Origin of the sequence: Streptomyces bullii (genome assembly GCF_042657145.1) — a bacterium.
GTDB classification, from domain to species: domain Bacteria; phylum Actinomycetota; class Actinomycetes; order Streptomycetales; family Streptomycetaceae; genus Streptomyces; species Streptomyces bullii.
In genome coordinates this window covers 214,416-240,983 of sequence record NZ_JBHSNY010000004.1, presented here as the reverse complement: position 1 = coordinate 240,983, position 26,568 = coordinate 214,416, and the positions used below count along the sequence as shown (strand labels likewise).

Genomic DNA, 26,568 nt, shown 5'->3' with positions numbered 1-26,568 from the left:
CTTTCATGATCCTTTCCAGGACGGGTTCGTCGTAACTTCAGCCACCCTACCCCGCCATAAACACCAGTTTGACGCGCCGATCACACGTGTGGAAAGTTCTTCTTCACCAGCACGTTTCCGTGTGGCGCGTACCGCCTGTTTCAGGTCGACCTGTCCGTTTCTACCGGCTGGAGTACGCCGGGCGACGTGGCGCAAGCCACATTCGCCCAGCCACATACGTCACGTCTGGCAGGCCGTATTTGATCTTCGATCGGAAAGCGCGGAGGCGACCGTGGAAACTCCTCATCCACATCGCTTTTCCGCTGCCGGGAATACCAGACTCCCGCTCCAACTCGGGCACAATGGCAGGCCCTTGGCGTACGAGGCAACCGCGGCAACGGTGCACTTCGACGCGAGGACGGACCCCGCCAGGCTCTCTGCGGACGGCTGCGGCACACGACCGTTCGGTGACTCTCTGCAACCAGTACAGAGTTTAAGAACCAAGTCTGGATCTTGACACCGGTCCGTGCGTATGTTCGTCGTCCCCGGGCAGCCCGCCTGCGGCGACGAACGTGAGGAGACCGCGAGCACGGGCCGGACCGCGAAGGTCCGCAAACAGCGACGGCGCCCGAGAGCGGTAACTCACGGACGCCGAACGCTAAGCGGCATACCCGCCCCGGCAAGGGCGGAGAGTGCCCACCATCACCACGCTGAGTCCTTCCGAGGGGCGCGTCAGCGTGGCAACACTGCAAAGGGGAGTATCGCATGCCTCCTGCCCTGCGTAAAAGGCCCTTCCGCCTGGCCTGCGCGGCAGCCACCACCGCCTCGGCGCCTCAGCGCCCCGAGCCGGACCGCACCACCCTGGCCCCGGTGACCAGCCGGACCCGCCCGCTCGTCTGGAGCGGCCGATGAGCAGCGAAGCCCGCGAGTGGGTGTGGGAGCACAGCTCCAGCCGAGGGGCCGCGCGCCTGGTCCTGCTGTCAATCGCCGACCGGGTGGCCGACGAGCAGTGCATCTCCTGGGCCTCGCTGTCCAGCCTGGCCAAGCGCACCCGCGCCTCGGTCTCCACGGTGCGCGAAGCCGTCGAGCGCCTGCTCCTGGCCGGCGAGCTGGAACAGCTCGATGGCCTCGTAGGTCCGCAGCGCAGCACGGTCTACCGCATGCCTCTCGCCGCCGAAGTGGTCGCCCAGAACCAGCGCGAGCAGCAGAAGCAGGAGGACAGCGACACCGCGGCGGCAGACGAGCCCGTCGGCCCCGCGAAGCTCCGGCTCTCGGCTCTGCGGCGGTACGGGATCCGCCCGCGTGAGGTGCCGGAATCCCCCGCGAGGGTCCGGAAACCGGCAGTACCGGAAACCGGCAGGTCGAGGCGGAAACCGGCACAGCGACGTACCGGCCACCGGCACAGCGATGTACCGGCTACCGGCACACAGAACCGTAGTGAACCTGATTTGAACCGGAGGTACAGCAGGAGTGGTGCTGCCGTCCTCTCGGCTGCCGAGTGGCAGGTCGACCCCGCCACCCACACCTGGACCCGCCAGCAGGGGCACCTCGATCGCCTCGGCGAGGAGGGCCTTCGCGCCGCCGACGCGAAGTGGCGTGCCCATCGAGCCGCCCTCAAGCCGAGGCCGGCGGAAGCCTGGGCTGCCGACTGGCGCTCCTGGGTCGCCCGGGAGCACGCCCCCAACCGCCCGAACCTCTACGCCGTGCCCGGCAAGAACACCGCCGCACCGGGGGGCATGACGCGGACGGAGGCCCACACCGCCGCCCTGCTGGCCGCCCTCGACGAGCCGACCGGAACGGAGGGCTGACCGTGGACCGCCGCGAAATCGCAGCCCTGCTGGCCTACATCGGCCGACTCGACCCCCGCACCATCCGCACCGACCAAGGCGAGGCCCGCGACCAGCTCGCCCAGTGGCACGAGCTGCTCGGCGACGTGCCGATGGCCACCCCGCATGGCTGGGACGTCCGCGTCGCCGCCCGCCAGCACATCCGCACCTCGCCGTACCAGATCCTGCCCGCGGACCTGGCCCGTCCCTGGGAGAGCTACCGGCGCGACCGCCTGGCGAGGCACTCCGACCCGACACCGTCCGTCGACCCGGACGACCAGGCCGCCTGGACCGCCGAGCTGGTCGGCACCCGCCGCGCCGTCGCCGCCGGTACCGCGCAGCCCGCGCAGGCCCGGGCGATCACCAGCGGTCGCGACGGAGTCGACCCGAAGCTGGAGGCGCGGTTGCGGGAGATCGGCTCCTGCATACCGCCCGCCGCCCGAGCAGCCCTCGCGCCCTACCGGCCCGCCCGCGCAGTCCGTGAGGCCGCTGTCGCGCAGGGACTGCCCGATGCCCTGAGCGTGCGGTGCGAGTGGTGCCTGGCCCAGCCCGGCGAGCCGTGCCGCCGCCGGAGGATCGGCCCCGATGGCGGAGCCCGCGGAACCGCCCCGCGCGCCACTCCGCACCCCGGCCGTCTCGACCTCGCCGCCGCCCAGCAGGCACAGCGCACCGAGCAGGCCCAGCAGCCCGCCTTGGCCTGATCCGGCGCCTCCGGCGCGTGCATGCCGTCCGCTGCACCGCCGCAACATCACCGTCCCGCACCGGCTGCGGCGCACGCCCTGCGCCGCAGCTGGCACCCGACGCCGCACCCGCCGAGCACCGCCCTAGCCGGCCGGCGCGGCAGCACATCGGAGACTCGCCTTGCGCCACATCACCACCCACGACGCGCCGGCCACCAGCCTGCGCGGCATCGGAGACACCAGCTGGCACGTCCGCGGAGCGTGCCACGGCATGGACGTCGAGGACGCCGACGCCGTGTTCTTCCCCGGGCCCCGGGATCACGAGGAGATCGCGGAGGCGAAGGAGCTGTGCGGTTGGTGCCCCGTACGCCGCGAGTGCCTGGACTTCGCTCTGGAGAACGTTCTCAAGGAGGGCGTCTGGGGCGGGCTCACCGAAGCCGAGCGGCGCCCGCTGCACGACGGACTGCACCGGCGCCTGGACTACCGGCGCGTGACGGCCTTCTTCCAAGGACGCGACGTGCACCTGACCGAGGCCGAGCGGCAGGTTGTCATCGACCACGCCTACGTCCGGGGCTGGCGGCCCGACCGGCTTGCCGCCGCCCTGCAGATCAGCCACAAGCACGCCCGCGACCTGCTCCGGCAAGCGGCCAACAAGGTCCTCGACCGCGACCGCAATTACGGCGTGCCCCACTCCAAGAAGAAGCGGAAGAAGACCTCCAAGGCCAAGGGCACCCCCGGGCCCGCAGCTCCCGGCACTCAGCAGCCGGCAGGCCGCCCGGCAACGTCGACCCCGGCGCAGGTCCCTCTCGGAAAGGCAGCATGACCCATCCCGTCCTCGCCTTCGGTGCTACTTCGGACCTCCCTCTCCTCCTCGCCGCCGTCGTGCCCGCCGCCCTCGCGCTCGTGCTGACCGCCTGGACTGTCCGGCGCCGGGGAACCCGCGCGCAGAAGCGTCTCGGCGGCCCGGCGGTCAAGGTCGCTGCCGTCGCTGCCCTGGGCTGCACCGCCTACAGCGCCGACACCTCGTGGCGGTTCGCGGCCGACTACCTCGACATGGCCGGCACCGCCGAGCGCGCCGGCATGTTCGCCGCCGCCGAACTCGCACTGTTCGCCACCGCGCTGATGGCACGGCAGAACCTCGCCGTCCAGGGCGCCCCCGGCCTGCCGGGCACGCTGGTCTGGGTGATTACCACGGTGCAGGTGATCCCCGCCTACGCAGAGAGCGGCCCCATCGGCGGCACGGTCCGCGCCTTCGTCGGACCAGTCATGGCGGCGATGCTGTGGCACCTGGCCATGGGCATCGAACTGCGCCTGCGCACACCCGGCGCCGCCTCAAAAGGACTGATCGCCGTCCTGGGCCGGGAGGCACGTGAGCGGCTCCTGTCCCGCCTCGGCATCGCCGCGCGAGACCGCGACGCCGCACAGATCACCCGGGACCGGGCCACCGCCCGTGCGGTCGCCCTCGCCGCCCGCCTCGCCGAGCGCACACCCGAGCAGCAGCGGAACCGTCGAGGCCGGCGGCTGACCCGACGCCTGTCGAAGGCGGTCGGCAGGGCTTCGGTCGGCACCGACCCCCTCCAGCGAGCACAGCTGCTCGACCAGCTCGCCGCCCGGCGACACGCGCTCGCGCTCGCCACCGTCCCGCTCCCTTCTCCCTGGTTCCCGGCGCACAGCAGCGCATCGGCGGCCGCGGTCCCCGCACAGCCGACATCGAATGTGCCGGTCCCCGTCCCCGGTCGCGACAGTTCCGACGAGCCGGTCCCGGACCGAGGACCGAGGACTCGTCGGGGACCGGTCCCCGAGGAGGCGGACCCTGAAGCCAAGGTCGGCGCGGGGACCAAGGGCGACGAAACGGGAACGACCGCGGGGACCAAGCCCCCTGAAGACGGCGCGGTCCCGGGGACCGGTCCCGCCGATCCAGAAGCCGCAGCGCGGGTCTCAGCGACCACGAGGACCGACCGCAACGCGCGAGAAGTAGCAGCTCAGGACCCAGATTCTCATCGGGGACCGAGCCTCGCGAAGTCGGGGACCGAGAGCACCGAGGACCGAGGACCGACCGCCACCGAGTCCGGGACCGAGACCACCCAGGACCGAGGACCGACCGCCACCGAGTCCGGGACCGAGACCACCCAGGACCGAGGACCGACCGCCACCGAGTCCGGGACCGAGACCACCCAGGGCCGAGGACACAAGGTCCCACTCCGTCGGAAGCCGGCCAGGAAGTCCCGGACGAAGAACAAGGACAACCGTGCCCGGTCCCGCTCTCCGCAGACGGAGCGCCCGGCACGCGAGCTGGGCGAGTCCGAGCGCCAGCTTGTCCGCGAGGTGCGCCCCCATGTTCCCGCCCTGCTCGAACGGGACGGCAACGGCGCGATCACCCGGGTGCAGCTGCGCGAAATCATCCGCCGCCAGGGCCTGACGGGTGTCGGTAACGACCGACTCGGCCTCGTCCTCCAGGAACTGCGGAACGAGGACATCACGACGACGAGGAGCACCGCCCGATGAAGACCTGCCGCAAGTTCAACACCGTCCGCGCGGAGTACGAGCGAGAGATCGGATTCATGCTCGCTCACTCCGAGCGGCACGCGGGCAGGCCGGCGGCGAAGTCCAGCGCGAAGCAAGCTGCCTCCGCGAAACAGCGGATGGCCCGCGCGCTCAACAGCCACGTCGGGCGCTGCCCCGAGTGCGGCTGAACCGGCAAAACCCCAGCTCAAAGCCCGTACCCGCAAACGTGGCCCGGCTCCGTGCCGGGCCACCGTCCCGCTTAGGAGGTACGCCGTGATTCCGCGTCCCCCTCGTTCTTCCGAGCCCACCGTCACCGAGGCCGATGCCTGGGCGGACGTCCTGGTCCGCCAGCAACTCCTACACGCCGTCGTCCTCACGCCGACCGGGCAGTGGCTCGTCCAGGACCGCCCCGACGGACCGGTCGGCGTCCTTGCCGGCCCAGCCGATGTCCTCGCGCTGGCCGCAACCATCCAGCAGCGCACCCGCTCCACGAGGCCCGAATCCCGATGACGAACGCACGCAAGAACGGCACCACCCCGGAACCTGATCCCGACTCCAACTCGGTCTCGGGGCGAGCAAGTTATCCCCTTGGATACTCCGCCTTGAGCGGAGTATCCAAGGGTTCCCCTGCCCCTGGGGGGCAGGGGCTCGTCCGGCGCCGGGGGACGCCAGACGAGGAGGCTGCGACCGAGGGCGGATCGCAGCCAGAGGGGATACGGGACGGACGTGATCAGCCGCGCACGCGCCGCCGCAAGTACCAGCGTCGCCAGCGTCCGCACGTCCGCAACACCCGCTTCAGCGACGACGAACTCGCCCTCGTGACCGCCGGCGCGAAAGCCGCCGGTCTCACCCTCGCAGGCTTCCTCGCCCGCGCTGCCCTGTCCGCCGCCCGCGACCTTGAACGGACCGCGAGTGCCGTCGCCAGCGAGCGTGAGGTGATCGCCGAGTTCTTCGCCGCCCGTCGGCACCTCGGCCATGTCGGCAGCAACTTGAACCAGATCGCCCGAGCGGTCAACGCCGGAGGGCACCCGGGCGAACTCGACGTGGTCATCGCGGCCACCAACCGCGCAGTCCTGCGCGTCCAGCACGCCACCGACCGGCTCCTCCACCAGGACTAGGACCCCCGCACCGGCATGATCCCCAGGATCCAGAAGCGCGGACAGCGCACGATCGGCCTCCTCTCCTACCTCTACGGGCCGGGCAAGTTCGAAGAGCACACCGACCCGCACCTGGTCGCCTCCTGGGATGGCAACGCCCCCGACCCCGGCCGTGACCCGTCCGCCACGCTCAAACAGCTCCAGCAGCTCCTCGACCAGCCCGTCGAGAACGTCGAGCAGGCCGACCGGCCCAAGAAGCATGTGTGGCACCTCTCGGTCCGCAACGCCGAAGAAGACCGGATTCTGAGCGACAAGGAATGGGGCGAGGTCGCCCGGCGCATGGTGGCCGCCGCCGGCATCGACGACCCCGAGGAAGGCGCCGGATGCCGATGGGCGGCGGTCCGGCACGCCGACGACCACATCCACATCATCGCCACCCTCGTGCGCGAGGACGGGTTCAAGCCCGACCTCGACCACGACGCCGTCCGGGTCCAGGCCCAGGCCCGCGCCCTCGAAGCCGAACTCGGCCTGCGCCGACTGAACAAGGGCGACGGCACCGGTGCGAAGCGACCCACCAGCGCTGAGCGCCACAAGGCCGAGCGCCAGGGCCGCGAGCGCACGGCCCGCGAGGAACTGCGGGAAGCGGTACGGCGGGCGGTGACCGGCGCGAGGAGCGACGAGGAGTTCTTCGACCGGCTCGCCGCCGCCGGCGTTCTGATCCGCAAGCGTGCCGCGCCCTCCGGCGACCTCCTCGGATACAAGGTCGCTCTGTCCGACGACCTCAACAAGGACGGGGAGCCGGTCTTCTACCCTGGCGCGCGGCTCGCCCCCGATCTCTCGCTGCCCCGCATCCGAGAGCGCTGGTCCGGCGATGCCCAGGACAACCCAGCTGCTCGGCAACAGCAAGCACCCCGTACGGGACCGGGCGCTCCGGCCTCCGCACGCCGCAGCACGGCATCAGCCGCGTGGCAGGCCGTCCTCGTCGTCGAGCACGGCGACGATGCGGTCGCCGCCGCCCACATCGCCGCGGCCGGCGAGGTCCTGGACGCTCTCGCAAAGACGTCCGCCGCCCACACCCGCCGCGAACTACGGGACGCGGCTACCGCCTTCGAACGAGCCTCGCGCTCCCATGTCCGCGCCGTACGCGGGCACGACCGAGCCCTGCGGCAGGCCGCCCGCGACCTCGTTCACGGTGGCCCGGCCCTCGGCCGCGGGGAAGACGGCGCCACCACGGCGATGGCCATCGACATGTTGTTCTTCCTCATCACCGCCGCCGCGCACTGGCACGCCAGAAAGGGCCACGCCCAGCAGGCCGAAGCCGCCGCCCGGGCCGCCGAGCACCTGCGTACCGCCTATCAGGCCGCCGCCGCCCAGCCCCTCAGCGTGCTCTACCAACGAGGCCGACGTATGAGCCGCCCGATGCTCCAACGGCAGACCGTTCTGCTGTGTGAGGCGCTGCCGCATCTGGCCGAGCAAATCCTGGCCGAGCCCGGCTGGTACGCCCTGGCAGCGACCATCGCGGAGGCCGAAGCCGCCGGTCACGACCCGGCCGCCCTCCTGTCCGACGTAGCCGAACGCCGCGAACTCGACACCGCCGACTCCATCAGCGACGTGCTCGTATGGCGGATACGGCGGACGGCCGACCTGCCCGCCGACGCCTCCCACCTGCCCGAGCACAGCACCACAGGGAGCCGGTCCGCAACGCACGGGACGACGACCAGGACCTCCGCGCCCGGCAGGCGGCGCAGCGCAGAGGAGGCATCGCGCAAGACCAGGTGAGGCCGCCGGGCGCCGGCACTCGGTCAGCACATCACCAAAAGTGGGAGAGCACCACCGCTCCGCTCGCCACTGCATGGCCGTACGCCACATCGAACCTCGGTGACGACCAGGTTCGATGTGGAGGCCGTCGGAAACCGTGCACCTACAGGACGAGCCGGCATGACGCAGGTGGGGCGAGTCGAGCCAGTAGACGTCGCGGAGTTGGGCGGTCGGGGGAGACGGCGACATGTGGTCGGGCACATCGTGACAATGGCGTCTCGCAGCACGAAGACACGCACGGTGGCCAACTCGTCATCCGGGCAACGGAGAAGCCGAACACCCCAGATGACCTGGCCGAAGGCGGCTGTGGACTTTGTGAATTGCAACCGCCGGGGGCGTGGGGCACGATCTTGAAGCGCGCAAGGACGAGGTGACGAGGTGGAGGAGGACGCCAGGGTGTTTCACCGGATACGCCGCCGGGCCAAGGAGCCGAGCGAAGCTCAAAGGCAGTTCGCCGAGCTGCATGCACGGATGCAGGGCCAGGCCCCGCCGGGCATTGGGCTGCAGGCGGCCGAACCGGCGCCTGTCGAGCCGGCCGTCGTCGTGGACGACTTCCTTCCGCCGGAGCTGCGTGTGCCGAGCCACGACCAGGTCGACGGCAAGATGATGCCGTGGAAGCAGCCCTTCGTCCTCGATGGCGAGATGGCCGCCTGCGCCGAGTGCGGCGCGTACCGGGACTGGCTCATCCTCTCCACCCGCGGCGAGATCTGGCTGCGTTGCCGGGCCGGCCACCAGCAGCAGGAGACTCGCCTCGACACCGCGTGGTTCAACCGGAACAGCGGGCCGGCGGACGCGACGCACGCCACGTTCGAGGACTGCCTGCGCCACCTCGGGCACTGACCACCACTCCTACGACCCCACCGGGCCCCCGGGCCCGCACTGACCACCCGTCGCCTAGCACCAAGGGGTCAGTTCCGTCATGCGCGTTCGCGTCGCCACCACCGCCCTCGGCATCACCGCCGCCCTCCTCGCCCTGCCCGCCTGCTCCGCAGGCACCACCGCGGCCAAGCACCAGACGCCCGCCTCCGCCTGGGCCGGAAAGCCCTCCGGCGCGGTCCACAAGCCAGCCGCGCTCTCGTCGGCCGCGCTCGAGTCCCGCCTGCTCAATCAGAGCGACCTCGGCAGCGGCTACCTGCCCAAGCCGCAGCGTCCTGCCCAGCACGACGACGTCACCGTCATCGGCTGCCCGGCCCTGAGCGAGCTGGGCGGCGACGCGGCGACCGGCGGCACGCTCACCTTCCCGCGCAAGGCGAAGACCGCCTTCACCTACGGCGACAGCTCCTCGGAGATCTCCGAGGAGCTGTACAGCGACACGGCGACCAAGCTGTCCGCCGGCATCGGACGGATCTTCGACGCAATGACCGGCTGCCCCACCTATCAGGTGGTCGCGGGCGGCACTCCGATCGACATAACCGCGCAGAAGCTGCCCGCGCCCCAAGGTCTCGGGGATGAGCAGTGGAGCCAGCTGCTGACGTACTCCACCGCCGGGCGCGGCACCGTGGTCAAGCAGACCGCGATCCGCGACGGCAATCTGCTGCTGATCGTCTCCGGCGCCCCGGCCCTCGTCGACCGCCACCTCGGCAAGGCCCACGCCAAGGCCACCGCAACCGGCTGACATGCCCGGTCATCCTGCTGCCCCTCGACCACGGTGGTCGGGGGCAGCAGCGCGTCAGCCGATGCGCTGAGCAGCGCGCGCCGCCTGAGCGGGAACCCAGGCTTGGACCTGGCCCGGCTGTACGTAGAGCACATTCGGATTGTGGCTGTGGGGTCCATAGCCGCTGGAGGCATTGACCAGCAGGTACGCGCCCGCGGGGACGTGCCAGTTCCAGAACCAGGCGTCCTGTTGTCGACCGGTGTCGCACCAGGTCACAACGGCCTTCGACCCGCGGCGTCCGCGCTGGTAGACCCGCGTGATCTGAAGAAGATCTCCTCGGCCGGCATTCCTGTGCTGTTGGAACGCCTGCCACTGTGCCGCGAGGGCGGCCGTGCGTTTGCGGTGTGAACGGACCTTCAGCGCGACGATCCCGGCGACGCCAAGGACGAGGGCAAGAAGGACGCCGGGGCTGAGGTGCATTGCTGCATCCTGCAGCCTGGCGTCACAGGGTCGCAAACCCTTCGCCGGACATCGAGGAGCAGTTTCAGACAGCAAGCCAACAGCGCGTTGTGTGCACACAAGTGCCAGCGCGTGAAGCACGAAGCCCGGCCCTCCATTTCGGAATAGGCCGGGCTGTGTGTTTGGGGGAAATGGCAATGGCGGGGCGTTAGATGGCCGGCGCGCGCAGGAGACGCTCCCGGGTGGCCTCGGGCAGCACCCGTCGCAGGACCGGTGCCGTCGAGCTGAGGGAGGCGGCGAAGGCTGCCACGAGGTCATGCGGGACGCTGGAACCGAAGGAGACCGCCCACAGGTACGGTGCGCCGAGCGCGGGCTCGGCCCACGCTTGCCAACCAGCCAGCCCCGCCTCGTCGGTCTCAGTGATCAGGGCGCGCGGGTCGGCGTCCTGGATGAGCGGCGGCACCTCGCCGAGGCTCATGTGCGAGGTGAACGTCGGGTCCGTCGCTGCCACCTGGGGCTGGTCGATGTCGCGGAGCCATCCGTGTGCGGCGACGGCGTCGAGGACCAGCTCGGGGCCGGCGAGCGGCATGGCGGGCTGGTCGCGGGCGTCGAGCGCGAGGAGGAAGTCGGCCACGGCCTCGCCGGGGACGTCGGGGGTGAAGTAGGCCGACCACTGGGCGAGCGGGCTGCTCGTGTCCGCTCGGGCGGAGATCTGCCAGGCGATCGGCAGGTCCCCCAGGTGGAACGGTTCGTCCGCCAGGCTCCACTGGGCCCATCGGAGGGCGTCGGGGCTGATGTGCAGGACGGTGCTGCGCAGGACCTGGCGGTCCTCGGGAGCGTCGTCCGGCTCGTGCCGTCCGCGGACGATCGTCAGGCTCGTCCAGCCCAGGCCGACGAGCGTATCGGCGACGGCGTCGTAGAGGCGCCCATCGTCACCGGCCAGGTGCCGGGGGCCGACCCAGAACGCGGGCTGGCCGCCAGGTGGAGTGGACGGGTCGGGCGGGAATTCGGGGTACAGGGGCGCCTCCAAGGGGCTCGGTGCGGGTCTAGTTGCCGCCAGCACGGCGGCGGGGGCGGCGCGGGGGTGCCTGCGTGTCGCCCTGCCAGGTCAGGGCGACGGCGACCTCGGGCGGCAGATGGCCGAGCTGTGAGCTCTCGTCCCGCCCTTCGGCGAGGTAGACGACGGTCTGGCCGGTCTCGTCCACGGACTGCACGACCTGCGCCAAGCGGTGTGCCATCGGAAAGAACGGGTTCATGGCCTGGCGGACCGGTGCACTGCGGTCGCAACCGGACAGCAGGTCGATGAGATCGCCGACGGTCATCTCCGTGGACGTCATGAACGGCCTCCTTGGGTGAGGAAAACGGTGAGCGATGGAATCGGCCAGCGTCAGCCGACCACCCCCGGCGAGGACTACGCGTGGGCGCCTGCACTGTCATATGCGACGTGAGGTTTCCAGCACGCGCGCCACGGCGGCAGCGACGATGTCGGCCGGCGTCTCGGTGTCGAACGACAGCTGGTAGCCGGGTACCTTGGCGGTTCCGGTGACGGCGATCTTCCATCCCTCGCCGTCGGTGCCGGGACGACCGAGCGGGAACCAGCCGAGGTAGAACCGGCCGTCCTTGGAGCTGACGTGCACGTCCGCACGGTCGTCCACGATGAGGTTGAAGTCCTCGGCGCAGAACTGGTCCATGACGAGCGTGGGCTGGCCAGGGCCCAGCTGCCACTCGCGCAGCCGCAGGGCTTCGACGGTGGTGGAGAAACCGGGGCCGACGGAAGCCACGGTCACAGACAATCACCTCTCTGACCTGGGGTTTCTTGCAAGGTCGTCTACGTTGACATGCTCCCGCGCAGGTTGGCCAGTCTTTCCGTGATCTTTCCTGTCTGCCCCCGGCGAACTGTCGTCCTTGGACAGTGAAGCCAGTCGCCCTGGCATCTGATCCAGGCGCTTGACAGCGAACCGAGTCGTGGGGGCTTCCCACGCCGCCACGGGCCCGAGGAAGTCAGCGGGAACGTCGCGATGCGGGTCTCTTGTCAGCGGCACCTCCTACACTCCGCAGATGCCACAGGCCAGGATGATGAGCTGCCTGGCCGTGGCCCTCCAGGCCATCAGGGCTGATGGGCATGGCGTCTGCCAGGCGCCTGCATGTCCCACAGGTCGCCGACAGCACGCGCCGGCAGAGCTTTCACGAGGACGGTCTCCGGTGCGGATGTCGGAGAGGGTTCCATTACCGTCCTTGTCTAACAGGGGGATTAGAGCTGTGCCTTCCGCTACTGGCTTGACCGACCTGCGCGAGCAGTGGATCCAGAAGATCTGCGCGGGGATTGCCACCTCTGTCGGTCGCCACCACCCGTTGCTGGATCCGGCGCGGATCGTCGGTAACCCGAGTGATCTGGATCTATTGCGTGCCCTCCTGATCCTGCGGATCGCCGTCTTGGACGCGCGTGGCCGGTCCACCGCGCACATCACGGGACTGCTGGCAAAGCACCCGGTCTTCGCCGATCCCAAGCCTGACACGGATCAACTCACCAGCCTGGTCGAGCATGTCCGCCGGCACGTGGGGCGCGACGGCCTTGTCGGTTCCGTCCTGCTGTTCGGCCTCGGACTGCGCGCTGCGGATCCAGAGAGCACGTATGCCCTCCTCCTGGACCACTGGTCACGTCGGTCGTCCCGCGCGGCGACCGCCGCCCAGGTGGCCAGGGAACTGGCCCGGCACTGGGGCGTGGAGGCTCGCACCGGAGAGGCTCTGGTGCCTCTCTCAGTCATATCTCTTGATGCGTACTCCGACACCATCTGGTCCAGGCTGGAAGCGGAACGCGACGCTCATGTGCGGCATGCCGCCTCAGTTGCCTTGATCAGGAAGGGCAACGACGCTCATCGCCTGTGGCTGGCGCAGTTTCCCGCCGACGAGGCCAGGCACCTATGGAAGTTGGGCGCAGATGTGGCCTACTGCACCGCGGCCAAGGAGCACCTTCGAGAGGTAAGCCGACAGCTCCGGAAGAATCACGCTCTGCGGCCAGTGATCGCCCGAGCCTTGAAACTGGTCAACGAGCAGCTAGAGATGCTCGGCGAGGCGATCGGCTGCCTGAGCGACACAGAGCGCGACATGCTGCGGGCGCGCACCCATCAGGAGCGCTTCCAGGACGCTTGCATTCAGACCTTCCTGAACCACTCCCTCGACTTCCGGCAGTCGTACCCAGGCAGTTCCTGTGTTCCTGATGCCGAAGCGGTACACGGCACCTTCGGCCCTCTGCCCTGGTGGAACATCATCGTCCGAACCGCAGCAGAGGCGGAGGCTGCCCTCGCCGCATTCACAGAGGGGGTGCTGCCCCTCGGTTTCGAGCGGGATCCCGAACATCGGAACCGCCTTCTACTCATCTGCCGTAAGCCCAGGACGGAGTCCCCGGGCATGCACGCCCACTTCGTCTTCGACCTGGACAACCCAGGCCACGCCTGCGAGCTGCTCCTCATCGCGAAGCGTGCCGGCGTCCCTATCGACCTCTATGCCCAAGCACACAACGAGTACGACGAAATCGAGTCCACCCACCTAGGCACTGTGTACGCACACATCGGTCCGGAGCTCGCCAGTCTGATCACGGAAGCCGCCACCAATGCACTGGCCCGATCCCTGCCAGACTTCCGTAACCGCGACTACGACGAACATGAGGGGATCGAACCGCTCGAAGAAGCGTTGCGCTGTCTGTCCCGCGCTGAGGTGGAGCACTTCTCCTCGGGACGCCGCATCACCGTCTCATCCCGTCACAACCTCAAAGGTGGGATCGAAGTACTGTCGTCCGACCCGCCAGTCACGCTCTCCGGGTTCTCCAGGGGCACCAAGAGGCAGAAAACCGGCAGCTCACGGAAGACGGGCAACGGGACTCCTCTGCCCCTTCCTCGGACCACTGGGTTCGTGTACGTCCAGCGGAACCCTGCCTTCCCGGACATGCTCAAGATCGGCTACACAGACCTGCTCGCGGAGGACCGAGCCAAGAACCTGTCGGGCACATCGGTCCCCTTCCCCTTCGACGTGCTCTTCAGGGCCCACACGTCCCGGCCCAAAGACGTCGAACAGGCTGTCCACCGCCTCCTCACCGCCCAACGCGTTAACGCAAGCAAGGAGTTTTTCCGCGTCTCCCTGGACACGGCCATCGAGGCGATCCGCCGGTGCCAGAGGGAGGTAACCGGTATCAACAGCTGGGAGCCGATCCCTGCGCTGCATCGCCTGCCCGCGAATGACCGAGTCGTCCTGCCCCTGAGGGCAGGGCAGTTGTTCGTGCTCACCGCGTACCCCCATCTACTCAGCTCGTCCGCTGAGGTTCTCGACATCTGGATGGCCCACGCGGACGGCGACCTCCTGGAGATCCACTCCACGCATGACCCCGGGCACGTGGCCGGAATCAGCGACAACGATCCCGGCGCTTACGAGGACCCCGTTCCCTTCCTCGACAGAGACGGAACCGTGCGGAACGGCATGCTCCATGGCAGGGAGCGCCTGGTAGCCGGCGACCGGCTGATCTGGTTCTCGGACGAGGAGGGGCCGACCGACGCCCGCGGCGTCGTCTTCGAAGCGAACGCCTCCTGCCAGGTCACCTACCGGACATCAGCCCCCCAACGGGGCCCGCTGGGTATTCCTCTCCTGCTGAACGATCCTGACCGGGACCTTCCCGATGCTATGGGGGCACTCGTCAAGGATGTCCTCGCACTGCGCCCGCCGCGCACCTGGGCTCCCCGGAACCCTCAAGAAGAGGACGGCTGGGCGGTAGCAGCCACGGATCCCCAGCCGCCCGAGCACTGGCTCCCTCAACTCGAACCACGGCGAAAGGACGTGCGCCGGGACCGCTCCTGAGTACCGTGCGGTATGGGGGCCAGCTCGACGAGTCCATGTCCAGCGCCAGGACTGAATTACCAGCAGGATCGATTGCGCCGCGGCTCCGTAGACGGCTCGATACCCGGCTCCGGGAGCGGTCTGAGCACATGCCAGAGTGAACCGCATGATCCCCGCGCACATCCCCGACGAGCCGCCGCTGACCTACCCCGACAGCTTCGACATACCAGTCCTATTCCGAAACGGACCCGCGAAGAAGCCTCGGCGGCAGTGGCGGACGGCCAAGCACAAGGCGTGGGCGGGATCGGACGGGTTCCCGGCGGCCGACGGCTGGTACGCCCCGACCACCACGTGGCGGGAGATCATCAAGGCTGCCACCGAAGTCGGCCGGGACGTCACCCCGCACCTGCAGAACCAGCCGCGCTACGCACACGGGGAACTGGTCGCTCGGGTCTCTCCGCTGTACGCGTACCTTGGCGCGCACGTCGTTGAGCCCCGTCACCCCGTGCCTGGGTACAAGGGGCGGCGCCTGACCTGGAACCCGGTGTACGCGCACGGCACCGAGCGCAGCGCGAAGAACGCCGCCGGCTACCGGCTGGGCATGACGATGACCGAGTGGGCCTGCCGTTCGTTGCTGGGCCTCGGCCAGACCGAGCACCTCGAACTCGGCGGGCCCATCCCCGCTCTGTACGACACGTTCAAGGACCCGAAGAAGAAGCTGCCCGACCTGTGGGGGCGCCACGAGGCAGAGGAGAGGTACTGGCTGATCGAGGCCAAGGGTGGCGACGTCGGCCTGGGCACGCTCCGCAAGGGGTGGGCGCAGCTGGCGGCCGGCAGCAAGATCCTCGGCGCGTATGCGCACCGCACCGTCCTGGTCGGAGCGTCCGTACGTCCCGGTGACGATCTCTTCCTCACCATCGACCACGACCTGCACCCTGGACAGCCGCCCCTCAGCCCTGATGGGTCTGGCATCGACGAGGAGGCGGCGGGCGCGGGCAACCTGGAAGACCGCCTCGGCGACAGCGACGACGCGCTCATTGGCGCGGCCCGCGCCCAGATGCTCACCTACCTCGCCTTGCGCTCCGCTCCCGCCTCGCAACTGCGCACGGTGCCCGTGCCCGCCGACCGCACTTCTCGCCGTCGGCGCACCGGACTCACCACGCCCCTGGAGCACGACGGCCTCACCCTCGCCATGCGGGCCGATGCCCGCGGAGCAGCGCTCCAAGCCGAGCAGCACACCTTGCGCGCCGGTATCCGCTCCATAGGGCTCGACGACTTCCTCACCTGCCGCATCCCCGGAACCGAAGTGCACCTCGGCATGTCCCGGAAGCTCTTCGCCGCCTGCGAGCGCCTCCATGAGGAAGACCTCGCCATCGCCCGGCGCACTCCAGGACTGCGCGCCGAGGACGAGCCGAGTGGTGACCAAGAGCTCAGCGACGAAGCCCAGGAAGAACAGCGGCTCACCCAGCGGCGGATCTTCCGCGAGCAGCAGGAGGAAGCCCGCCCCCGGCTGCGCCTCCTGCTCCGCGACGCCTACGAGCGGGGTGCGACGAGCGACTGGAGCAGCCTGCTGCGCCGATCCCAGGAGCCGGCACTCGACCTGGAAGGCGACGAGAGCCTCCTCGAAGCGGCGACACCAGAGACGTACCTGGCGGTCAGCCGCTACGACCTGCCCCCGGCACGCGCCTAAATCTCCACATCAGCCGATACCAAGCGTGCGGGGGTGCGCCAAGGAGCAGCTCCCCTTGCCGGCATGACAGGCGGCAGCTGGCGCCTGGCGGTTGGAGCACCGAACGCACAGAGCCGATTCGCCGCTGTGGGGGCGTAGCTGAACAGTCGGGCGCGTGATGGCATCGATCAAGGTATCGGGGTAGACCGAAGGGTGTTCGCAATGGGATCTCTGGCCGCTGCCGCGAGGGCTGCCCGGCAGCGGCCGGGCAGAACTGCGAGGGCTTCGCGCCGTCGCCTACGGCTCTGAGCGCGGCTGATTCGACAGCGACGGTCGCAAGTCGGGAGACGGGGCTGCCGCCCGTGCGGCAGCCCCTCGCGGTGGTGCCCGCCCGCTCGTTCGGGAGGGGATCATGCGTGTGAACTGGGACGCGTTCCTGGCAGCGGTCCAAGAACGGGGCGAATACTCGACCATGGAAGAGGCAGAACGATCCTCCCGCGTCGTGCTCGCTCTGCTGGGCGCGCGCACCTGGTGGGCGAGGTGCGAAACGAGCTGGCCGCCCGCCTCCCCGAGACGCTCGCGTTGGTCCTGCTCAACCCGCTCCAGGCACACGAACCGCTTGTGCCAGAAAGGTTCGTCCGGGCGACAGCGGCCTGGATCGAGGGCGCCACTGAGCAGACCGCGGCCTGGGATGTCAGCGCCGTGCTCAGCGTCGTCGCCGACATCGCTGGCGACGACCTGCTGAACCGGATCCTGCTGCAGCTCCCCCGCGGGCTACGACCTTCTCTTCGGTCGCCCCCAGCCAGCCTGACCAGTCGGGGCGCAGCACGACACAGCGCTCGGCCGTGCCGGTGCGAACGGTCCACGCGCGGACCGGCCTGCGCTATGCCAGGCCAGGCATAGCGGCGGCACGCCGCACGTGCCAGAGGTGGGGCAGCGGTTCGGCGTCGATAAACGCCAGCAGGCTCCCGGATGCGCTTCACGGGAACCTGCTGGCGGTGGTTGATCTTCGGCTAGTTGGTCTTGCTGTTGTCGTCGGTCCCGGACTCGGCAGCCCTACGACGGCGCACAGCGACCAGGGTGACGGCGCCGGCAACGATGAGGATCCCCGCGCCTGCGGCGATCCAAGGGGTTCCGTCGGCACCGGTGTGGGCGAGGGAGCCTGCCGGGGTCGCCGGCGTGGAGCCGCCGTCCGGGACTGCGGCTGCGGTGGACGAAGGGTCGCTATCCGGCGTGCCGGTGCCCGGCGCGGAGGGCTTGACCCCGCCGGTCTCGCTGCCCGGCCTATCCGCAGGTGTGGACGGGGTACCGGTGGGCTCGGTGGTCGGCTTGTCCGAGGTGTGGGGCTTCGGGCTGGTCGCGGCCTTGGTGTTGGTGACGGTCACAGTCACCGGTGCGCCGGGGCCCGCGGAGAACGTCTTGGACGGCTTGTGTAGGTCGTATCCGGCGGGTGCCTTGACCTGCTTGACCCAGAACTCCGTCTTCCGGCTCGACACCGGCAGTTCCCCGGAGGCCGTGCCCTTGGCCCCGGTCGTCAGGGTGAGCAGCGTCGAGGTGCCGGTGCCGATGTTCACGGTCGCGCCGGGCAGGAGCTTGCCGGTCTTGTCGTCCTTGGCCTGCAGGAGGACCTTGGCGGCCTTGAACGAGTCCGTGATCGTCAGCCGCGTGGTCACCCCGGGCGTGACGATGACGTCTTGGTCGGCGACAACCTCGTGGAGCGGGCTGCCGGAGGCCGTCTCCTTGAGCCGGTAGACGCCCGGCGTGAGGTCGGGGAAGGTCAGCTTCCCCTGCGCGTCGGTTGTCCCGCGCCCGTCCTCCTGACCGGCTGAGTCGAGCAGCAGGAACGCGGCGCCGGGGAGCACATCTCCGGCCGTGTCCCTGGTGGTGATCTCGACGCTGCCCGCGTCCGCGGCCGGCGTGTCGGCAGCGACTGCCGAGGTCGAGGGTGTCGATTCGGAGGGCTGGGCGTTCGCGGCCGGCGCCCAGGTGAGGGTGCCGGTCACTGCGGCGGCGACGGCGGCGGATCGGACGGCGCCACGGACGAAACGAGCGTGCACGAGGAAGGGGACTCCTTGATCAGTTGGTGGAAGGTCGGTCACCGGACGGGGATCCAGGTCAGGACTCAGCGGGTGCGGGCTTGGCTGCGGGTGGCCAGCGGGGCGGGCGCCCGGTGCGAGGAACGACCCGCGGTGCGGTTCGGCATGGACGCGGCCCAGGCGCCGGGGAACCAGACGGCGGTGTACTGCTCGATGGCGTCGCGCAGCCCGGTGGTGACGGCTCCCTCCCACGGTGGACGGCCGGGATAGCGGTAGGTGCGGAACGTGCTGTACTGCTTGGTGTTCGGCTGGGTGTTGTGGGCTTCGTCGCGGCGGTGGAAGGTGCCGTGATCGAGGAAGCTGAGGGCGACCGCGTCGATTTCACCGCGGTCCGGGTGGATGACCGCTACACGAAGACCGCCGTAGGTGTCCGCGTGGATGGTGGCGGTGAAGTCGATTCGCAGCCGCAGCGGTGCGCCCGGGACCGGCACGGCGAAGTAGGTGGCTCCTACGACGGCGAAGTCGTGTAAGGGAAGGCACAGCTCGGCGAAGAACTCGGCGGCCTGCAGGGACAAGAGGAATCTCCGGTCGGGGGTGGGGCCGGCGTCATCGGCGCGGGCCGGGCAGGGCCGGTCGGCTGGTGGTGCTCCAGCGTGGGACGCTGGCCGCGGGCAGCGCGGCCGGGCGGCGGGATGCGGCAGCCCGCTGCACGTCGAGCGGGGTAGGGGCTGGCGGCTGCGGGGGAACGATGGGGGTGAGCTGGGCCATGCCCTCGATGTAGCTGAGGGTGTCCTGGCGCCACCGGGGAAGCGGGGCCGGATCGGCGACGCACTGCGTAACGGCGGTGAGCAGGGCGACGGGGGTGTCGGTGCTGGCCGTCGCGTACCAGACGGGCCGGTCGATGGATTTTCCCGCCCACAGCTGCCAGCGGGCGTCACGGGTGGTCAGCTCGGCTTCCGGATCGAGGTCGCCGGTGGTGAACTCCATGCCGGCGAGCCCGTCCGGGGCTTGGACGGCGAAGACGCCCCAGCGGGGACGGTCGATCTCCCAGCCCTGCTGCAGGAGCGGGACGACGGCGAGGAAGGGATCGTGCTCGTGGATCCCGGTAACCGGCCGGGCGAGGTAGGCGTCCGGCCCCTGCTCGTAGGCGGTGGCGAGCGCGGTGGTGAACGCCTGGACGAACTCGGTGGGGACGCGGTCGTTGAAACAGACGCCCCATGTCGGCGGGCCGAACGGGTCCTTGTGGGCGTTGATGCGCCAGAGTCCGTCGTCCTCGCCTTCGGGCAGGTAGCCCAGGCGCACGCGCCGGTCGGGGGAGTTCACGTACACGTTGCCGAGGTCGTCGTGCTGGAGGTCCCAGCCATGGTCGAGGAGCGGGGTGAGGGCGGGGTCGCCGGTGAAGGTGCTGCTGGCGAGATGGCGTGGGGAGACGAAGACGTCTCCGTCGAGCGTGTGAAGGTCGTCGTGGAGGGACACGGGTTCCTCAGTAGCGGCGAGGCGGATGAGTCAGGCAGCGGGCAGCAAGGCTGTTCGGAGGGCGTCGGTGGAGCCGGTGTAGTGCAGCGTGCGAAGGCCCAAGCGGGCGGCGGCCTGGCAGTTGTGGGCGCGGTCGTCCACGAACAGGACACGTCGTGGATCACGGACCCCGGTGGCGTGCAGCGCCTGCTGGTAGGTGGCCGGGTCGGGCTTGCACAGCTGGAGGCGGGCCGAGTAGAGCGCCTGGGTCATCATGCGGCGCCAGTCGTGGGTGTCGAGCACGGTACTGAGGTGGGCGGGTGCGTTGGACAACAGCACCATCGGCAGTCCGGTGGCATGGGCGCGGCGCAGGACGGACAGGACACTGGCGTCGGTCGCGGTCCACATGTCGGTGTCTGCGGCAAGGAGTTCGCGCAACAGGCGGGGGCCGGGGTGGGAGCCGAGGACGCGGGCCCAGTACGCCAGGTCGCTGAGCTGGCCGGCGTCGTAGAGGTCGCGGGCGTTCCAGAAGGCGCGCTGGAATGCTGCGAGATCGTCTTCGGGCCAGGAAGCGGTACGGGCCAGCCGTAGCCACTGGGCGCGGGTGGGCTGCAGGCCGAGGACGCCGTTGTAGTCGAGGATGACGGCGTCGGGGCCGGTGGGGCGGGTCAAGGGGCGGTGTTCTCCAGGGCTCGGCGGGTGAGGGCGGCGAGAGCGGCTGCGAGGAGGGCGGGCAGCAGCAGGGCCGTGGGCAAGGTGGTGGCGCTGGCGAGGGCGCCGATGACGGCGGGGCCGGCGAGGAGGCCGAGGTAGCCGGTGACGGAGATCGTGGCGACGGCTCTTGGGCCGTGTCTGCCGGCGGCGGTGATCAGGGAGGGCACGGTGCCGGACAGGCCGAGTCCGAAGACCGCCCAGCCGGCCAGCGCCGCAGGCACGCTGTCGACCAGGACGCCGGTGGCCAGTCCGGCGGCGGCGAGCGCAGCGCCGGTGCGGACCACGGCAGGGGCGCCGATGGCGGCGGTGACGCGGTCGCCGGTGAGCCGGCCGATCGCCATGCCCGTGCTGTAGAGGGCGAACGCTGTCGCGCTGAGGGCGGTTGTGGCGTGCAGCGTGTGCAGGTGGACTGCGGCCCAGTCGGCTGCCGCCCCTTCGCCCAGCAGGCTGGCAGCCGCCAGCGCCCCCAACAGCCACACACCTCCCGCCCTGCCCTGACCGGGCTCCTGGGGCTCGGGGAGCTTAGGCTGGTCGGCGCCGCTCAGTGCGAGGGTGCGCGGGCTGGCCACGAGCACGGTCGCGGTCAGCGTGAGCCCGGTGGCCAGGAACAGGGTGCTGTGGGCTGTGCGGGCCGTGGCGGCGGCCAGGGCGGCACCGCCCAGGGCGCCGATCGAGTACGCGGCGTGCAGGGAGGACATGACCGGCCGGTCGGCGGCGTTCTGGCAGCGGACCGCCGCGGTGTTGGCGGCGACGTCCAGGACACCGTGCGCGGCACCGAAGGCAAGGGCCGCCGCGAGTAGCGAGGCCAGCGTCCGGCACTGCCCGAGCAGGGCGAGGGCCGCTGCCAGTGCGACCGCTCCGCCGATCAGGAGCAAGGGGAGTCGGTCGGGCCGGGCGAGCCGACCGCCGGCCTGCAGTCCGGCAACCATGCCGAGGGCTGCGGCGAGCAGGACGAGGGACAGGCCGGCGGTGGTGAGGTGGGCGGCGTGCTGGACGGCAGGCATCCGGGCGCCCCAGACCGCCATCACCACGCCCAGGCCGAAGAAGTAGCCGGTCAGCAGGACACGGCTGCGGCGAACGGAAGCGTCGGTGCAGCTCATGCAGGGCGGCCACCTGGAACAGGCTCGTCGGTTGTGCGGGGCGCCACGTCGACCTGCAGATGGCGCACAGCCTGCTGGGCCCGGTCCTGGGCGAGGTCCGCGGTGGGCGCGGTGGTGATCAGGTAGCCGATACGGGCGGTGAACATGTTGCCGCCGTCGGCCGGGAGGAGCAGTTGGTCGCCGACCTGGTGCTGGAAGTGCACGCGTTCCAGCCAGCGCGGGCTGACGCCGTCGAATCCGAGGCGGAGCAGGGTTCCGGAGGTGTCGGGGTAGAGCAGCTGGATCGCGGCGGCCGAGGACCGGGTCGGGGTGAGGTCGGGGGCACGGCCGCAGGCGATGTCGGCGGCGGCGCGCGGTAGGTCGATGCCGGTGGCGAGCTGGACGAGGTGGCCGATCATGTCGCCGGCGATCCGGCCGTTGACCTCGACCAGCCGCGGCCTGCCGTCGACCAGCCGCATCTCGACATGGGAGACGCCGTCGGTGATCCCCAGGGCGTGGATCGCGGCGCGTGCCGCCGGGGCGACCAGGTCGAGCAGCGGGTCGGCGGCGTCGACGGAGTGGGCCAGTTCCTCGAAATACGGCGGGGCGCTGACCGTCTTGCGGGTGACGGCCACCACGGTGGTCTCACCGCTGTAGGTGACACACTCGGCCGACACCTCGGGCCCGTCGAGATATTCCTCCACCAGCACGCTGGTGGACTCGAGCCCCAGCCCGGCCGCCTGGTCGGCGAACGCGAAGGCGGCGGTGAGCTGTTCGGGGATGTCGGCGCGGATCACCCCGATGCTGGCCGCGTGCGCGGCGGGCTTCAGCACGACCGGGTAGCCGATCCGCTCGGCCGCTGCCTCGGCCTCGGCAGGCGTGCGCACGCTCACCGAGGCAGCCGACGGAACCCCGTGCCGGGCGAACAATGCACGGGAGGTGGCCTTGTTACGGCATGCCTGCATGGCCTCCGGGACGGTGGTGGGCAGGCCGAGCTGGCGCGCGAGGCGGGCGACCGGGACGAGGTACCACTCGGTCCAAGTGAACACGCCTGCCAGGTCGTAGCGGTCGGCCAGGGCCCGGCCGGCGGCGGACAGCGCCGCCTGGTCGGTCGGGTCGGGCACGACCACGCAGTCCCGCAGGTACGGCGTCTCCCAGGAGGGCTCTTCGCCGGTGATCAGGACGATGTCGTAGGCGGCGGCCACGGACTGAAGGCAGTACCCGCGGTACGCCTCGGCCTCCATGTCGGATGCAGCGACGACCAGGACGACAGGGCGGTCGGACAAGAAAGGGCTCCTCGGAGGGGGCGTGGATGTGTGGACGGCGGACCTCGGCGGCCGAGGAACGCTGCGCCTGCCCCGCCTGCTCCAGCGCGAGCGGGACAGGCGGGGCTGAGCGGCGTAGTCGGTGCAGGGCCGGGTGCTCAGAGGGGAGGAAACGGACGGGGAGCTGTCAGTCGGCCCGGCTGCGGCGCAGCTCGAACGCGCTGGCCCAGTTCGGGTGCGCGGCGATCAGCCGCCGGGCGTAGAGGGCGGTGAAGTTGTTGTTCAGCCCGGCGACTCCGTACGGGAGTTGGCGGCGCAGGTCTTCGAAGAGGTCCTTTACGCCGACGCGTGTGGCGCCTGCGGCCAGGCGGCGGGCGGCCATGCGTTCCAGGGCGCGGTAGACACGCGGGTTCTGCGTGTCGAAGGCGTGGAACCGCTCGGTGATGGTGCGACCGCTCGCACGGTTCATCCTGGAGACGGCGGTGGGCATGGGGTTCTCCACAGGCTGGGGGAAAGTGCAGGGTCAGGTGCGCAGGGCTGGGTCGGTGCGCAGGCGCGTGAAGGCGAGGGCCAGTCCGAGGCCCTGCAGGACGGCGCAAGCGGTGATGACGTGGCCCAGTGCGTCGGGCGGCGTGAGCGCGGTCAGTACGCCAGCGACGGGGTAGGGCAGCAGGAGGATGAGGATGGTCGCCGACAGGGTGCTGCCGAACTTCTCCGGTGGGATCAGCAGGGAGCGCAGCGTGCGCAGCACCACCGTCATGCCGCCCTCGGCCGCCATGAGGACCGCGACCAGGACAAGGTAGGAGAGGTAGTCGGGGGCTTGGGCGGCGGCGAGGGTGGCGAGCGAGGCAAGGGCCGCGCAGGCGGCGCCCACCGGCCACAGGCCCAGGCGGTCGATCGCAACCCGGCAGAGGGTGACGCTGAGGAGCGTCGCTGCGGCAGCGGCGGACCAGACCAGGCCGACGTTGGTGGTGGACTGCCCGAAGTGCTTAACGACGATCACGGGACCGGCCGCCTGGAGGAGCCCCGTGGCGAGGTTGGACAGGGTCAGCCCGGTCACGAGCCAGCCGAGCGCGGGCAGCGATCGGATGGTGCGCCACACGGTGAGCAGCCCGGCGCTGGCCTGCCGCTTCGGCGTGCGGGCCGGGGCGACGGGCGAGGGGGGTGTGCGCAGGGCGAGCAGGGCGGCGAGAAGCGACAACACGGTGATCACCGTGAGCATCGGCGGCGGCCCGGCGAGCAGGAGCACTGCGGCGAGCGCCGGCCCGGCCAGGGTCGCAATCTGGTCGATGCCGAGCAGGACGGCCTGAACGCGATGGGCCCGCGTTCCCGCTCGGCGGCCGGCGGCGGCGCCCGCGGTCTCGGCCGCGATGTAACTGAACTCGGTGAGCACGCCCGTGACCGCCGCGAGCACCATCACGGTCACGCTCGCCACCGTGCCGGACAGGTGAAGGTGGAGCAGGACCGCGCCGGCGGCGAGAGCCATCGCACGTCCCAGGGAGGCGAGGTGGAAGACGACGGACGCCCCGCGCCGGTCGACGATCGATCCGGCCCACCCGAACGCCGCCAGCCTCGGGATCCACTCCAACGCGAACGCCGCTCCCGTGAGCGCGGCGGAGCGCGTGGTGGCCAGGACCAGCAGCGGGATGCCGTAGGTGGACATGGCGAACGCCAACGCGTCCGCCGTGCGCGGCAGGTAGATGCCGCGCAGCAGCCCGGCGGTGTGGCGTGCGTGCCGGGGTGTAACCGCTGCGCTCACGCGACCGGCTCAGGCTCGAACGCCCTGGCCACCTGGGGGTTAGCGGCCAGCCACTGGATCAGCAGCGTGCGGGGACGGGCAAGGCCCGCCGCCCCGGCGCCGGTCACGGCGGACAGCGGTGCGAGGCCATCGCCGTGCTCGGTGGTGAGCGAGGGCGCCAACAGGTCGAGGACGTGCCGGACACGGCGGCTGAACTCGCAGACGGGGGCCGGGACGGCGTGACGTCGGGCCCAGCGCGCCACCGCGTCGTACAGGTCGGCCAACTCCGATCCACTGTCGGTGAGTTCCAGACCGGCGCCGGACGCGACCCGGATGAGACCGTGGGTGCGGGCCGTGTCGGAGGCGCTTCGCAGGTGGTGTGTGGAGAGGTCGGGCAGGGTGCCGGCCAGCCGTCGCGGCGGTATGGCGCCGTTGTCGTCGATCTCGGTGACCAGGCGGATCAAGGAGCGCGAGGCGAGAAGTTCGACGGCGTGGCGTACTTCGGCAGGGGTGAAGGGGGTGCTCATCGGCGCGGGCCTCCCGCCGGGATGGCTGCCTTCGGGCGGGCGGTCGGGGCGTGCGAGAAGAGATCGCGGTGGTGCCACGCCGGAGAGGATCCGGTCGTGCGAACGGGTGGGAGCGCCGCGGGGGCCGGCCGTGGCTGGCTGCTGAGCCACGGCCTCGGCGCGGGCGTCGCCTGCGGGTGTCCCCAGACCGGATGGTGGGACGCCTGGTCGAGGGGCTGCCCGGCGGACCAGGCGGACAGGGCTCCGAGCACGGGGCCAAGGCCATCGCCGGCTGCGGACAGCCGGTAGGGCTGGCCGATGCCCTCGGTGTCGACCAGGCCGTCGGCGACGAGCTGCCGCAGCGGCGGGTAGATGTTGGTCCAATCGCTGCTGGGCATCACGATCCGGGCCAGGGCCCGGCCGCTGACCTCCTGCCGGGACTTGAGCACCCACAGGATGGCGGCGGCGTGGCGCCGGGTGAGCAGGGTCAGGCTGTCCTCGATCTGCTCGATCGCGGGCAGCGGGCGGTCCGCCTTCTCCAGGTGTTCCTCGGCCCAGGTGACGATCACCGGCAGGACCTGCAGCAGGGCCGCACCGCGTTCGGTGTGGCGGTAGGTCACGTGCCGTGCGGTGTGTTCGGTGCGTTCGACGAGTCCGGCATCGCACAGCGACTTGAGCTTGGGGTGGAGCTGGCCGTTCTGCAGCCAGGACACCTTGGCCGCCAGCTCGCTGTAGCGCAGCGGCGGGCCGGAGAGGGCCAGGAGGATCCTCACGTTCCAGCGCGGGGTGATCATGGCAAGGGCCTCGGTGACCCGGGCGATGTCGGCGTCGGTGTCAGGGGGCAGAGCGGTGATGGCCAAGGGAGGAGCTCCTGGGTGAAGGAAAGAGAGGGATCGCCTGGGGTCAGCGGCTGTGCGCCGGGCTCGGCGCCGCAACAGGTGGAGCCGGAACGGGCGGCGAGCAAGCCGGCGGGGCATGCGTGGGGGCTGGGACGCGGGCCAGGCTTTGCAGAACGGCGGCGGCCGACTTGGCATGGACGTCGCGGACGGCGACGGCTTCGGCTAGCCGGCGTGCACCGTCGAGGAGGTGGGAGACCTCGTGCGGGCCGATCTGCCGCTCGGGGTGGAGCAGCCGGGCGAGGTGGTCGCGGTGGACGTCGATGCTGCGCTCGGCGAGGGCGAGGCCCTCGTGCATGCCGAGCAGGGCGGAGAGCATGCCGGGCGGCTGGTCCTGGGCGTGGGCTTCGAGGTCGGCGAACGGCGCGCCGTACAGGTCCTCGATCCGTCCGGCTATGTCGGTGGACGTGAGGTGGGGCAAGCGTGGG

Annotated in this window: 28 protein-coding genes and 1 pseudogene; 14 read left to right on the top strand and 15 right to left on the bottom strand. The window is 70.7% G+C overall.

Features of this window, described 5'->3' with window-relative positions; genetic code table 11:
* Positions 1 to 744: 744 nt before the first annotated feature.
* From ACFPZJ_RS12450 to ACFPZJ_RS12400, 11 genes are all read left to right on the top strand, one after another.
* Positions 745 to 891 carry a hypothetical protein gene (locus ACFPZJ_RS12450; RefSeq protein ID WP_381020492.1) on the top strand — a complete coding sequence of 49 codons (147 nt, stop codon included), beginning with the start codon at positions 745 to 747 and terminating at the stop codon, positions 889 to 891.
* Positions 888 to 1,787, top strand: a complete 900-nt coding sequence (locus ACFPZJ_RS12445) for a helix-turn-helix domain-containing protein (RefSeq protein ID WP_381020490.1) — start codon at positions 888 to 890, stop codon at positions 1,785 to 1,787. Before ACFPZJ_RS12450 ends, ACFPZJ_RS12445 begins: the two co-directional genes overlap by 4 nt.
* A 2-nt stretch (positions 1,788 to 1,789) precedes the next feature.
* Positions 1,790 to 2,506, top strand: a complete 717-nt coding sequence (locus ACFPZJ_RS12440; RefSeq protein WP_381020488.1) for a zinc finger domain-containing protein — start codon at positions 1,790 to 1,792, stop codon at positions 2,504 to 2,506.
* Between the two features lie 160 nt (positions 2,507 to 2,666).
* The gene (locus ACFPZJ_RS12435; protein ID WP_355979950.1) at positions 2,667 to 3,308 is read left to right on the top strand and encodes a WhiB family transcriptional regulator; all 642 of its coding nucleotides are present in this window, start codon (positions 2,667 to 2,669) and stop codon (positions 3,306 to 3,308) included.
* Complete coding sequence (locus ACFPZJ_RS12430; protein ID WP_381020485.1) at positions 3,305 to 4,990, top strand: hypothetical protein; 1,686 nt, start codon at positions 3,305 to 3,307, stop codon at positions 4,988 to 4,990. Before ACFPZJ_RS12435 ends, ACFPZJ_RS12430 begins: the two co-directional genes overlap by 4 nt.
* Positions 4,987 to 5,178 (top strand): hypothetical protein, encoded by a 192-nt coding sequence (locus tag ACFPZJ_RS12425; RefSeq protein WP_355979956.1) that lies wholly within the window; start codon positions 4,987 to 4,989, stop codon positions 5,176 to 5,178. Before ACFPZJ_RS12430 ends, ACFPZJ_RS12425 begins: the two co-directional genes overlap by 4 nt.
* 85 nt (positions 5,179 to 5,263) lie before the next feature.
* Complete coding sequence (locus tag ACFPZJ_RS12420; protein WP_266405268.1) at positions 5,264 to 5,500, top strand: hypothetical protein; 237 nt, start codon at positions 5,264 to 5,266, stop codon at positions 5,498 to 5,500.
* Positions 5,501 to 5,592: 92 nt separating this feature from the next.
* On the top strand, positions 5,593 to 6,108 hold the full coding sequence (locus tag ACFPZJ_RS12415; protein WP_381020482.1) for a plasmid mobilization protein: 516 nt from the start codon (positions 5,593 to 5,595) through the stop codon (positions 6,106 to 6,108).
* A 15-nt stretch (positions 6,109 to 6,123) separates the two neighbouring features.
* The gene (locus ACFPZJ_RS12410; RefSeq protein WP_381020480.1) at positions 6,124 to 7,866 is read left to right on the top strand and encodes a relaxase/mobilization nuclease domain-containing protein; all 1,743 of its coding nucleotides are present in this window, start codon (positions 6,124 to 6,126) and stop codon (positions 7,864 to 7,866) included.
* Positions 7,867 to 8,301: 435 nt separating this feature from the next.
* Entirely contained in the window at positions 8,302 to 8,745 is a 444-nt protein-coding gene (locus tag ACFPZJ_RS12405; RefSeq protein WP_381021295.1) for a hypothetical protein, read from the top strand.
* A 79-nt stretch (positions 8,746 to 8,824) separates the two neighbouring features.
* Complete coding sequence (locus ACFPZJ_RS12400; protein WP_381020478.1) at positions 8,825 to 9,520, top strand: hypothetical protein; 696 nt, start codon at positions 8,825 to 8,827, stop codon at positions 9,518 to 9,520.
* 54 nt (positions 9,521 to 9,574) lie between these two features.
* Here the strand turns inward: ACFPZJ_RS12400 and ACFPZJ_RS12395 are convergent, their stop codons facing one another.
* The 4 genes from ACFPZJ_RS12395 to ACFPZJ_RS12380 all read right to left on the bottom strand — a co-directional run bounded on the left by ACFPZJ_RS12395 (position 9,575) and on the right by ACFPZJ_RS12380 (position 11,745).
* Positions 9,575 to 9,979: a hypothetical protein gene (locus ACFPZJ_RS12395; protein ID WP_381020476.1), complete on the bottom strand. Its 405-nt coding sequence runs from the start codon at positions 9,977 to 9,979 to the stop codon at positions 9,575 to 9,577.
* Between the two features lie 187 nt (positions 9,980 to 10,166).
* The gene (locus ACFPZJ_RS12390; RefSeq protein WP_381020475.1) at positions 10,167 to 10,988 is read right to left on the bottom strand and encodes an SPDY domain-containing protein; all 822 of its coding nucleotides are present in this window, start codon (positions 10,986 to 10,988) and stop codon (positions 10,167 to 10,169) included.
* A 16-nt stretch (positions 10,989 to 11,004) separates the two neighbouring features.
* Positions 11,005 to 11,295, bottom strand: a complete 291-nt coding sequence (locus ACFPZJ_RS12385; RefSeq protein WP_381020473.1) for a hypothetical protein — start codon at positions 11,293 to 11,295, stop codon at positions 11,005 to 11,007.
* Between the two features lie 96 nt (positions 11,296 to 11,391).
* Positions 11,392 to 11,745 (bottom strand): SPDY domain-containing protein, encoded by a 354-nt coding sequence (locus ACFPZJ_RS12380; RefSeq protein ID WP_381020471.1) that lies wholly within the window; start codon positions 11,743 to 11,745, stop codon positions 11,392 to 11,394.
* Between the two features lie 490 nt (positions 11,746 to 12,235).
* On the opposite strand from ACFPZJ_RS12380, the gene ACFPZJ_RS12375 reads away from it, so the two are divergent.
* The 3 genes and pseudogenes from ACFPZJ_RS12375 (at position 12,236) to ACFPZJ_RS12365 (ending at position 17,262) form a co-directional block, all read left to right on the top strand.
* Positions 12,236 to 14,803, top strand: a complete 2,568-nt coding sequence (locus ACFPZJ_RS12375) for a GIY-YIG nuclease family protein (protein WP_381020469.1) — start codon at positions 12,236 to 12,238, stop codon at positions 14,801 to 14,803.
* A 145-nt stretch (positions 14,804 to 14,948) separates the two neighbouring features.
* Positions 14,949 to 16,472 (top strand): gamma-glutamyltransferase, encoded by a 1,524-nt coding sequence (locus ACFPZJ_RS12370; RefSeq protein WP_381020467.1) that lies wholly within the window; start codon positions 14,949 to 14,951, stop codon positions 16,470 to 16,472.
* A 391-nt stretch (positions 16,473 to 16,863) separates the two neighbouring features.
* Positions 16,864 to 17,262: pseudogene (locus ACFPZJ_RS12365) on the top strand (DUF2267 domain-containing protein).
* A gap of 202 nt (positions 17,263 to 17,464) precedes the next feature.
* On the opposite strand, the gene ACFPZJ_RS12360 reads toward ACFPZJ_RS12365, so the two are convergent.
* The 11 genes from ACFPZJ_RS12360 to ACFPZJ_RS12310 all read right to left on the bottom strand — a co-directional run bounded on the left by ACFPZJ_RS12360 (position 17,465) and on the right by ACFPZJ_RS12310 (position 26,561).
* Entirely contained in the window at positions 17,465 to 18,508 is a 1,044-nt protein-coding gene (locus tag ACFPZJ_RS12360; protein ID WP_381020465.1) for an MSCRAMM family protein, read from the bottom strand.
* A 65-nt stretch (positions 18,509 to 18,573) separates the two neighbouring features.
* Positions 18,574 to 19,062, bottom strand: a complete 489-nt coding sequence (locus ACFPZJ_RS12355; RefSeq protein WP_381020464.1) for a hypothetical protein — start codon at positions 19,060 to 19,062, stop codon at positions 18,574 to 18,576.
* A 31-nt stretch (positions 19,063 to 19,093) separates the two neighbouring features.
* A complete protein-coding gene (locus tag ACFPZJ_RS12350; RefSeq protein WP_381020463.1) occupies positions 19,094 to 19,963 on the bottom strand; it encodes an SPDY domain-containing protein in 870 nt (289 codons plus the stop codon).
* 30 nt (positions 19,964 to 19,993) lie between these two features.
* On the bottom strand, positions 19,994 to 20,614 hold the full coding sequence (locus ACFPZJ_RS12345) for an HAD-IA family hydrolase (RefSeq protein ID WP_381020462.1): 621 nt from the start codon (positions 20,612 to 20,614) through the stop codon (positions 19,994 to 19,996).
* Positions 20,611 to 21,756: an MFS transporter gene (locus ACFPZJ_RS12340; RefSeq protein WP_381020460.1), complete on the bottom strand. Its 1,146-nt coding sequence runs from the start codon at positions 21,754 to 21,756 to the stop codon at positions 20,611 to 20,613. Before ACFPZJ_RS12340 ends, ACFPZJ_RS12345 begins: the two co-directional genes overlap by 4 nt.
* A complete protein-coding gene (locus ACFPZJ_RS12335; protein ID WP_381021294.1) occupies positions 21,753 to 22,979 on the bottom strand; it encodes an ATP-grasp domain-containing protein in 1,227 nt (408 codons plus the stop codon). The genes ACFPZJ_RS12340 and ACFPZJ_RS12335 overlap by 4 nt, the downstream gene beginning before the upstream one ends.
* A 208-nt stretch (positions 22,980 to 23,187) precedes the next feature.
* Positions 23,188 to 23,490 (bottom strand): hypothetical protein, encoded by a 303-nt coding sequence (locus ACFPZJ_RS12330; protein ID WP_381020458.1) that lies wholly within the window; start codon positions 23,488 to 23,490, stop codon positions 23,188 to 23,190.
* 33 nt (positions 23,491 to 23,523) lie between these two features.
* Entirely contained in the window at positions 23,524 to 24,759 is a 1,236-nt protein-coding gene (locus ACFPZJ_RS12325) for an MFS transporter (protein ID WP_381020457.1), read from the bottom strand.
* Positions 24,756 to 25,265 (bottom strand): regulator, encoded by a 510-nt coding sequence (locus ACFPZJ_RS12320; protein WP_381020455.1) that lies wholly within the window; start codon positions 25,263 to 25,265, stop codon positions 24,756 to 24,758. Before ACFPZJ_RS12320 ends, ACFPZJ_RS12325 begins: the two co-directional genes overlap by 4 nt.
* Entirely contained in the window at positions 25,262 to 26,104 is an 843-nt protein-coding gene (locus tag ACFPZJ_RS12315) for a winged helix-turn-helix transcriptional regulator (protein WP_381020453.1), read from the bottom strand. Before ACFPZJ_RS12315 ends, ACFPZJ_RS12320 begins: the two co-directional genes overlap by 4 nt.
* A 43-nt stretch (positions 26,105 to 26,147) precedes the next feature.
* Entirely contained in the window at positions 26,148 to 26,561 is a 414-nt protein-coding gene (locus ACFPZJ_RS12310) for a hypothetical protein (RefSeq protein ID WP_381021292.1), read from the bottom strand.
* Positions 26,562 to 26,568 lie beyond the last annotated feature (7 nt).

Coding starts and splice junctions, on each gene's coding strand:
- ACFPZJ_RS12445 (WP_381020490.1), top strand. CDS start 888: ATGAGCAGCGAAGCCCGCGAGTGGGTGTGGGAGCACAGCTCCAGCCGA.
- ACFPZJ_RS12400 (WP_381020478.1), top strand. CDS start 8,825: ATGCGCGTTCGCGTCGCCACCACCGCCCTCGGCATCACCGCCGCCCTC.
- ACFPZJ_RS12340 (WP_381020460.1), bottom strand. CDS start 21,756: ATGAGCTGCACCGACGCTTCCGTTCGCCGCAGCCGTGTCCTGCTGACC.
- ACFPZJ_RS12430 (WP_381020485.1), top strand. CDS start 3,305: ATGACCCATCCCGTCCTCGCCTTCGGTGCTACTTCGGACCTCCCTCTC.
- ACFPZJ_RS12335 (WP_381021294.1), bottom strand. CDS start 22,979: ATGGAGGCCGAGGCGTACCGCGGGTACTGCCTTCAGTCCGTGGCCGCC.
- ACFPZJ_RS12385 (WP_381020473.1), bottom strand. CDS start 11,295: ATGACGTCCACGGAGATGACCGTCGGCGATCTCATCGACCTGCTGTCC.
- ACFPZJ_RS12395 (WP_381020476.1), bottom strand. CDS start 9,979: ATGCACCTCAGCCCCGGCGTCCTTCTTGCCCTCGTCCTTGGCGTCGCC.
- ACFPZJ_RS12370 (WP_381020467.1), top strand. CDS start 14,949: ATGATCCCCGCGCACATCCCCGACGAGCCGCCGCTGACCTACCCCGAC.
- ACFPZJ_RS12410 (WP_381020480.1), top strand. CDS start 6,124: ATGATCCCCAGGATCCAGAAGCGCGGACAGCGCACGATCGGCCTCCTC.
- ACFPZJ_RS12425 (WP_355979956.1), top strand. CDS start 4,987: ATGAAGACCTGCCGCAAGTTCAACACCGTCCGCGCGGAGTACGAGCGA.
- ACFPZJ_RS12320 (WP_381020455.1), bottom strand. CDS start 25,265: ATGAGCACCCCCTTCACCCCTGCCGAAGTACGCCACGCCGTCGAACTT.
- ACFPZJ_RS12450 (WP_381020492.1), top strand. CDS start 745: ATGCCTCCTGCCCTGCGTAAAAGGCCCTTCCGCCTGGCCTGCGCGGCA.
- ACFPZJ_RS12330 (WP_381020458.1), bottom strand. CDS start 23,490: ATGCCCACCGCCGTCTCCAGGATGAACCGTGCGAGCGGTCGCACCATC.